The following is a 9111-nucleotide window of genomic DNA, read 5'->3' as shown; positions in this document are numbered from 1 at the left end:
TTATTTAAATAAATTTACCAAAAACATATCTTCCAGTAAAATTCTTTTTTTCACTTTAGTTATTTTAATCTCAAATTAATCTACTAAAATACAATGGTATAAACGCTACTTAGCGAATACGCTGTTTTTAATTTTTCTAACATCAATGCAATAAATGATTGGGACTGGAATTAGGAATCGAGTTCCAAAGAATAGTCTTAGTTCTGAATTTTTAAAATTTACGATATTATCAAAGATAATTTAGAAAGCTAGTTTTAATTTTAATATAGTATATCTTTACGTTCAACAGTATTTAAAAAGTAACGTAGAATTATATCAGAAACTTAGTGTACATTAGTTATCTCTGCATATGAACGATTAATAATCGTCATATCTTTTTAAGATCGCTAATAGATGGTAGATTGATTATCTAATACTTAAATTACTGAAATACCTAAAATATTAGTGAGGATCTACGTTTCAAATTCCTGAATCAGTACGCGTAGATCGACTTTCTAAGATCAAACTAATGCTCACAGCTAAAATTAGCTATACTAATAGAATGATTTCCCACGCTAAGGTAAGTTGCTCATTGAAAATATCTAACCATCTTAAATATATTTTCATCATCAATACAGAATAATTGTTTGCGCCAATACTAGATCAAGACAAACGAACATCCAACTGATCAATGACTTTGTTTAAAATTTAGATAATTTTTATTGGCTCATTGCTAAATGATAGCATTATTGCCTTATTCTATTTGAATAAAAATGTCATTATTGTAATAGCTTGCATCATTGCCAATCTTAAATTGATTACTAGTCTCTTTCTTTTATGTAATTTTTATTCCTCTAATTACTATATGCAATTTTAGTAAGAATAGGCGCTGATTTTTCCGTATTAAAATTATTTTTCAATGCATTATAACTGTTTTTTTCTGTAATTTATCTGAAAAGTACCTAAAGGTATTATTATTAATTTATTTATTTTAGAGCATTCTTCTCTATTGCCTCTAATGAAAATAAAGTTATTTTTTATACGCCACCAAGAACGATATTATATAAATCTTTTCTTAAGCGAGCGCGATCAGCTATGCATAAAACTTATAAAATTTTCACTAATTTTTTATACTTGAATATTTTAAATATTCAGTTTCAATAGCTATAATATTTTTATCCATCTCTTAGAAAAATTTCTACTAATCAATTGACAGCTGTTTTGAGGAGCCGATTATAAAGTATTCGTTGGATTGTTATGTTATATATACGGTTAAATATTGTCCCCCTCCCCATTTCTGATCAGGGTCACAAAAAATACTAATTTAGAGGTTACATATTAATATTAATGACGGAAACGATTCGTACAACACTTTGATTAATAGATTTAACGTTTAGTTGGGACTAGATTACAGTATTACACCATATTCTTCAATCTACATAACAGGAAAATTTTTATAATATCCCTTTAAAAATAAGTATTTAATTAAGATACTTGATCATGGAAAGGCAGACTTGATAAATTTCGTCTACCTAGATATGATTGCTATAATATGATTGCTATATTAAAAATAATTTTTATTAAAGGATTATTTAGAAAAATAGTATAAAAATTAGCTCCTTAAACATTCTACATTTATAAGTATTTTTTATGTTTTTGGATAAATTTATACTAAAAAGTATAGAATTGTAAATAAGTGGTATAGTTTTGGCAGGAATAAATAATTTTTTAATATATTAAATATACAATAATACTGAAAAAGTAAAGGTTAGTATTATTTTAAATGACATTTAAAATAAGTATTTCTACAAATAGATATTTCATTAAAATAGTCTCTTCCTCCTTCCTCAAGTATTAACATATATCAAGGTATATATAATAATTTTTTCAAATGATTTTTTTAAAAATCGCAAATAAGTCTCCCTCATTTAGAGGGTGACTTAAATTCATATTTAAAATTTATACTATTATTCAATATACTTCCTCCCAACTCAGGAGACCTTGACTTTTGAGTCAAAAGTTTTTGAATAAATAAACTCCCTCTAGGAATAAACTAAAAAATAGGTGGTTTTGTATGAATTCGAGGCTCCAACTCTCCATTTTTATAACGTTGAGCCATCTTTTCAATAGAAATCACTTTAATTTTTTCAGCTTGTCCCATAGCACCAAAGGCCTCATAACGCATTTTACATATCGCTTTCATTGCTTTGAGTGCTTCAGCCAAGTATTTTCGTGGATCGAATTGAGCAGGATTGTGAGCAAGATAACGACGAATGGAACCTGTAGAAGCCAATCTCAAATCGGTATCAATATTGACTTTTCGAACACCATAGGAAATACTCTCTTGAATTTCTTCGACAGGTACACCATAAGTTTGAGGAATCTTACCTCCATATTTATTAATTATATTCAACCATTCTTGGGATACTGATGAAGAACCATGCATGACTAAATGGGTATCTGGAATTCGTTCATGAATAGCTTTAATTCTATCAATTACGAGTACTTCTCCCGTCGGAGGTTGCAAAAATTTATAAGCGCCATGACTAGTACCAATAGCAATAGCTAGAGCATCTACTTTTGTTTTGATAACAAAATCAACCGCTTGTTCTGGATCAGTCAACATTTGGTTACGTGATAATTTGCCTTCAGCACCTGACCCATCTTCCTCACCTGCTCTCAAGGTTTCTAACGAACCTAAGCAACCAAGCTCACCTTCCACTGACACTCCACAAGCATGAGCCATCTGCGTAGTTAATTTTGTTACAGAAACATTGTATTCATAGTCCGCTGGGGTTTTTTGGTCTTCAAAGAGAGAACCATCCATCATTACTGAAGTAAAACCCATTTGAATAGACCGTTGGCATACTTCCGGAGAAGCCCCGTGATCTTGATGCATACATATCGGAATATGGGGCCATTCTTCAATTGCCGCGAGAATAAGGGCGCGAATAAAGTGGGAGCCAGCATATTGACGTGCTCCTGCTGACACCTGAATAATAACAGGGCTTCGAGTCTCGTCAGCTGCTTCCATAATCGCACGTATTTGCTCTAAATTGTTAATATTAAAAGCAGGGATACCATAACTATGCTCAGCTGCATGATCTAATAATTGTCGCAACGTAATTAAGGCCATAGAACCTCCTTCGTTTATTAAAATATTTTACCAACAGTTAAAATTTTCATAGCATTGGAACCACCCCCAACACCCATATGATCACCTTTAGTCAATATTACCAAATCTCCTTGCTTTAATAAGCCCTGTTTTTCCATAACTTCAATAGCCTTAATATTAACCTCTTCCCGACTGTGTTGGGTAGGATCAAATTTAATTGGGTAAACCCCACGATAGAGAGTCATTCTTCCTAAGGTTTTATCAAAACGACTCAAACCATAAATAGGAATTGCTGTTCGAATACGTGACATCCATAAAGGAGTAATACCTGATTCTGTTAAGGCGACAATTGCTTGAATATCCAAATGATTAGCTGTATACATTGTTGCCATTGCAACGGCTTCATCAATTCGTTTGAAACAGCACTCTACACGATGACGCGAAATATATGAACGGGGTTGTAATTCAGAAGCCACACACGTTCGAGCCATAGCTCCGACTGCTAACACTGGGTAATGACCCACTGCTGTTTCAGCCGACAGCATAACCGCATCTGTATTATCCAAAACAGCATTAGCTACATCAGACACTTCTGCTCGAGTAGGCACAGAAGCATGAATCATCGACTCCATCATTTGAGTGGCAATAATCACAGGCTTATCAAGAGAACGAACTCGATGGATAATATCTTTTTGCACTAATGGCACTTGAGCATCACCAATCTCAACAGCTAAGTCACCACGAGCAACCATAATACCGTCACTAGCTTCGATAATACCATCAATATTTTTAACAGCTTCAGTACGTTCAATTTTAGCAATGACACCCGCTTTCCCTTTATAACCTTGAATTAAATCTTTTGCTTTTAGAATATCTTCTGTATCCCGGGGAAATGAAATCGCTATATAGTCTACATTGAGATTAACCACAAATTTTAAATCTTCAATATCTTTTTTGGTCATTGACTCTGCTGATAGACCACCTCCTAAACGATTAATCCCTTTATAGTTAGATAATTCACCACCAACTATTACCCGACAAATAATTTTATTTTCATTAACATCTTGAACCATCAATGTGAGACGACCATCGTCTAACAATAACAAATCGTTAGCTCTTACATCTTGTGGCAAATTTTTATAATCAATCCCGACTCCTTCTTCCATTCCTTCAGAAGGAGGTAAATCTGCATCTAAAATAAACTGATCTCCTTTTTTTAATTTTATTTTACCTAGCTTAAAACTTGATATACGAATTTTTGGTCCTTGTAAGTCTGCTAAAATCCCAATTACTCGTTCTTGTTTTTTGGCAGCCTCACGAACCATTTCAATTCGTTTTTTATGACGCTCATGAGAGTCATGAGAAAAATTCAAGCGAACAACATCGACCCCTTCATTAATAATGTCTTCTAAAATTGAAGGGTCATCCGTCGACGGACCTAAAGTGGCTATAATTTTTGTACGACGCAACATATGTTGATTATTTTTACTCATAAAGCTTTGCTCGTTGGATTAAAATTTCAATTGCAGGAAGTGTTTTTCCTTGTAAAAATTCTAAAAAGGCTCCACCTGCAATACTAATATAAGACAGCTGATCTTTTAGACCATATTGATCCAACGCAGCTAAGGTGTCTCCACCTCCCGCAATAGAATAAGCATCGCTATCAGCAATTGCCCGTGCTAATGCGCAGGTGCCTTGACTAAAAGCCTCAATTTCAAAAACACCAACAGGACCATTCCAAACTATGGTACCGGCCTGTGCTATAAGATCAGCATAGCGTGCTGATGTTTTTGGTCCTATATCAAAAATAATTTCGTTATCTGAAATTGCATCAACAGTTTTTACTATTGATTTTGCATCTTTAGAAAGTTGAGACGAAACAATCACATCAATTGGAAGTTGGATAGAAATATTTTTTTCTACTACTTTTTCCCAAAATTGACCTGCATGATCTAGCCACTCATTCTCACATAAAGACTTCCCAATTGCATAACCTTTTGCCTTTAAAAAAGTATTTGCAATTCCGCCTCCTACAATTAATTGATCGACTTTATCTAGTAAATTTTCTAACAAATAAATTTTAGAAGAGACTTTAGCACCACCTACAATAGCCACCACAAGTTTTTTAGGATTATGTAATGCCCACAACGACGATAAAGCTTTAATTTCAGAAATAAGGAGAGGCCCTGCGCAAGCTATTGGGGCATATTCTGAAACTCCCACAGTGGAAGCTTGTATACGATGCGCCGTTGCAAAGGCATCCATCACAAAAACATCACATAATTTCGCCATACGCTGAGCTAAGACGGAATCGTTAGCATATTCACCCACATTAAATCGAACATTTTCACACAACACAACAGGTTCTGATTTAACGGTAAGTCCTCCATCAAGCCAATTTTTCACTAGTGCTACCTTACAATTTAATTTTTTACTTAATGCTTCTCTTATAGGAGCTAGTGAAAAAGCGGGATTAAATTTTCCTTCTTCTGGCCTCCCTAAATGAGAAAGAATTATAACTCGTCCATTTGCTTTTAGTGCTTTTTTAATGGTTGGTAACACTCGTATAATTTTTTCATCATTTCTAATTTTTCCATTTTCCATTGGCACGTTAAGATCTTCACGGATAAGAATACGTTTATTATCGAGATTAACATCAGACATTGATAAGCATTTTAAAAAAGATATTTTTTTGTTTTTTAGTATATTACTTTTTTTAAGTATATTGGTATGGTGCATTTTCTAGACCCTAGGTATTATTTTGTTTACTGAAAGTTATCTTAAAATCTAGGATCTAAAAAAACGCCTGCGACATCCAACATACGATTAGAAAATCCCCACTCATTATCATACCAAGCGACTACCTTGACTAATTTATCGATTACTCGGGTTTGCCCTGCATCAAACACTAATGAATATGGGTTATGATTAAAATCGATTGAAACCAGCGGCTCTTCATTATAAGCAAGCAAATCTTTCATTTTTTTATTCTCAGAAGATTTTTTCATTACAGCATTAACTTCCGAAACACTCACAAATTTTTTGGCATTAAAAGTAAAGTCAATGAGCGAAATATTAATAGTAGGAACCCGAATAGCATACCCATCTAACTTTCCATTGAGTTCCGGTAATACAAAGCCCATAGCAGCAACCGCTCCGGTTTTGGTGGGAATCATCGACTGTGTAGCTGCACGTGCTCGATGTAAATCTCTGTGATAACTATCAGTAAGGTTTTGGTCATTCGTATAGGAGTGAACGGTTACCATTAATCCACGTTCAACACCAATTGCATCATTCAATATTTTAATTAGAGGTGCCAAGCAGTTTGTTGTACAAGAGGCATTAGAGATAATTTGATCTTCTTTGGTAAGAAGATTTTCATTAACACCAAAGACAATTGTTTTAACTTCATTACCAGCCGGTGCAGAAATTAAAACTTTTTTTGCTCCTGCTTTTAAATGTACTGAAGATTTTTGTTTACTTGTAAATAATCCTGTGCATTCAAGCACCAAATCAATATCAAGTTTTTTCCAAGGTAATTGCTCTAGATTCTTTATTGCAGATACTTTAATTTTATCACCATCAATCATTAACTCCTCTTTATCAATACCTACATCAAAAGGAAACCGTCCATGTACTGAGTCATATTTAGTTAAATGAGCATTAATATTGATATCTCCCACATCATTGATAGCGACGATTTTAAAATTATGATTTTTTTTTGATTCATAAAAAGCTCGTAAAATATTTCGACCAATGCGGCCATAACCATTAATAGCAATTTTATATGTCATACTACTGCTCCTTAATTTTAAATTCGTAAAAAAATTCTTTCACTGTTTCAATAATTCGCTCTTGAGTAAAACCATATTCACGATAAATCATTTGATAGGGTGCTGAAGCACCAAATTGATTAATTCCAATGACTTTACCTTCATGGCCAACAAATTGATACCAATAATCTGGATAAGCTGCCTCAATAACAATACGCTTGGTTATATGGGAAGGTAAAACTAATTTTTGATATTCAATATCTTGATTTTTAAAAATTTCACAACAAGGCATAGAAATCACTCGCACCGGAATAGTTTGTTTTAAAGCTTTCGCCGCTTCAACAGTAATCATCACTTCAGAACCTGTTGCGATAAGAATAATTTGGGGTAGTTCTGTTGCTTCCCATAATACATACCCTCCTCTTGTAATTAATTCCACTTGCTGGGCATTTCGATTTTGATGGGTAACTTTTTGACGAGTTAATACAAGACAACTAGGTCCATGATGTTGAATCATCTCTCGCCAAGCAACAGCTACTTCGGTACCGTCACAAGGGCGCCACACATGTAAACCGGGAATCATTCGCAAAGAAGGCAAATGTTCAATCGGTTGATGCGTAGGACCATCTTCTCCCAAAGCAATTGAATCATGAGAATACACAAAAATAGAATGCGCTTGGGTAAGCGCTGCTAGACGTATAGCATTTCGTGCATAATCTGAAAAAGTTAAAAAGGTACCAGCAAAAGGAATAAAACCGCCATGTAACGCAATACCATTCACAATAGCTGTCATTGCAAATTCACGCACACCATATTTAATATAATTTCCCTGACGGTTTTCTTGACTTAAAATGCTAGCCCCAGACCATTGAGTGCAATTTGATTCTGATAAATCGGACGAACCACCAATGATTTCAGGTAGTGAAGATGCAATAGCATTTAAACATCGTAGGGATAATTTACGCGTAGCATTATCTTCTTTAGATGCTTCACTATTTAAAATAAACTCTTTTATTTTTTTAGTGTAGTCTGCAGATAATATTTTTTTTTGTCGTCGTAAAAACTCTTCGGCTAATTCCGGATGATCTTTCTCATAATTTGTAAATAATTGATTCCACTGAGCTTCGTATTTCTTCCCTTTTTCTTTTGCATCCCATGCAGCATAAATCTCTTTTGGAATTTCAAATGGAGGATAAGAGCAATTTAAAATTTTACGAGTATTAGACACTTCTTCTGCTCCTAAAGGAGCCCCGTGTATCACAGCCTGGCCCGCTAAAATAGGTGCTCCATATCCAATTATTGTTTTACAACAAATAAGGGTGGGTTTACTAATATCATTTTTTGCCTCAATAATAGCTTGGTAAATAATCTTAGGATCATGCCCATCAACATGAGAAATGACCTGCCATCCATAGGCTTCGAAGCGTTTTGCTGTATCATCGGTAAACCATCCTCGCACATCTCCATCAATAGAAATTCCATTATCATCATAAAACACAATTAATTTCCCCAAGCCCAAAGTTCCTGCTAATGAACAAGCTTCATGAGAAATGCCTTCCATGAGATCACCATCCCCAACAAAAACATAAGTATCATGATCCACGATGGGGAATCCCTCACGGTTAAACATGCTAGCTAGAATTTGTTCAGCAATCGCCATTCCCACACCATTAGCTAGTCCTTGTCCAAGTGGTCCAGTCGTCGTTTCTACACCCGGAGTATGTCTAAATTCAGGATGGCCTGGTGTTCGTGAATGGAACTGTCGAAAATTTTTTAAATCCTCAATTGATAAATCAAAACCTGTTAAATGTAACAGCGCATATTGTAACATAGCACCGTGACCGTTCGATAAAATAAATCGATCACGATTCACCCAATAAGGATTACCTGGATTAAATTTTAAAAAATCACGCCATAATACTTCTGCAATATCGGCCATTCCCATTGGCATTCCGGGATGACCTGAATTAGCGTTTTCTACGGCATCTATTACCAATGTACGAATTGCATTGGCACACTCTTGGCGTGATGGCATTGGCTTTCCTTCGATGGCTATAAATTAAATTACAAATGATAACGTGTCTGTAGAAATGACGCAATTTGGAGATGCATATGAATTAATTCCCAGAAAGTGTACCTAGTCAAGCATTGGGACTTTATTCAGTGCATCAGAAGCTAATGAATCTGCTCCTCTTTTCTCTCTCTAAATATAATTACTAAATAAATATAATTACTAAATAATAT

At 34.3% G+C, this 9111-nt stretch carries 5 protein-coding genes; all 5 read right to left on the bottom strand.

Annotated elements, in window-relative coordinates; all coding sequences use genetic code 11:
• Positions 1–2032: 2032 nt before the first annotated feature.
• Complete coding sequence (fba, locus tag CLERM_RS02510) at positions 2033–3115, bottom strand: class II fructose-bisphosphate aldolase (RefSeq protein ID WP_102157023.1); 1083 nt, start codon at positions 3113–3115, stop codon at positions 2033–2035.
• Positions 3116–3132: 17 nt separating this feature from the next.
• A complete protein-coding gene (gene pyk, locus CLERM_RS02505; RefSeq protein ID WP_102157022.1) occupies positions 3133–4587 on the bottom strand; it encodes a pyruvate kinase in 1455 nt (484 codons plus the stop codon).
• Positions 4580–5758 carry a phosphoglycerate kinase gene (locus CLERM_RS02500; protein ID WP_236905159.1) on the bottom strand — a complete coding sequence of 393 codons (1179 nt, stop codon included), beginning with the start codon at positions 5756–5758 and terminating at the stop codon, positions 4580–4582. The genes pyk and CLERM_RS02500 overlap by 8 nt, the downstream gene beginning before the upstream one ends.
• 116 nt (positions 5759–5874) lie before the next feature.
• Positions 5875–6888, bottom strand: coding sequence for a type I glyceraldehyde-3-phosphate dehydrogenase (gene gap, locus CLERM_RS02495; RefSeq protein ID WP_102157020.1), 1014 nt, complete (start codon positions 6886–6888; stop codon positions 5875–5877).
• 1 nt (position 6889) lies between these two features.
• A complete protein-coding gene (gene tkt / locus CLERM_RS02490; RefSeq protein ID WP_102157019.1) occupies positions 6890–8902 on the bottom strand; it encodes a transketolase in 2013 nt (670 codons plus the stop codon).
• Between the last annotated feature and the right edge of the window lie 209 nt (positions 8903–9111).

The sequence above is a fragment of the Coxiella-like endosymbiont genome, assembly GCF_002871095.1.
Lineage (GTDB): Bacteria > Pseudomonadota > Gammaproteobacteria > Coxiellales > Coxiellaceae > Coxiella.
Note: the sequence above shows the minus strand (reverse complement) of the source record. Positions and strands in the feature narration are given on the sequence as shown.

What these genes read in the sequence shown, in the direction of transcription:
- CLERM_RS02500 (WP_236905159.1), bottom strand. Translation starts at nt 5,758, where the DNA reads ATGTCTGATGTTAATCTCGATAATAAACGTATTCTTATCCGTGAAGAT.
- tkt (WP_102157019.1), bottom strand. Translation starts at nt 8,902, where the DNA reads ATGCCATCACGCCAAGAGTGTGCCAATGCAATTCGTACATTGGTAATA.
- gap (WP_102157020.1), bottom strand. Translation starts at nt 6,888, where the DNA reads ATGACATATAAAATTGCTATTAATGGTTATGGCCGCATTGGTCGAAAT.
- pyk (WP_102157022.1), bottom strand. Translation starts at nt 4,587, where the DNA reads ATGAGTAAAAATAATCAACATATGTTGCGTCGTACAAAAATTATAGCC.
- fba (WP_102157023.1), bottom strand. Translation starts at nt 3,115, where the DNA reads ATGGCCTTAATTACGTTGCGACAATTATTAGATCATGCAGCTGAGCAT.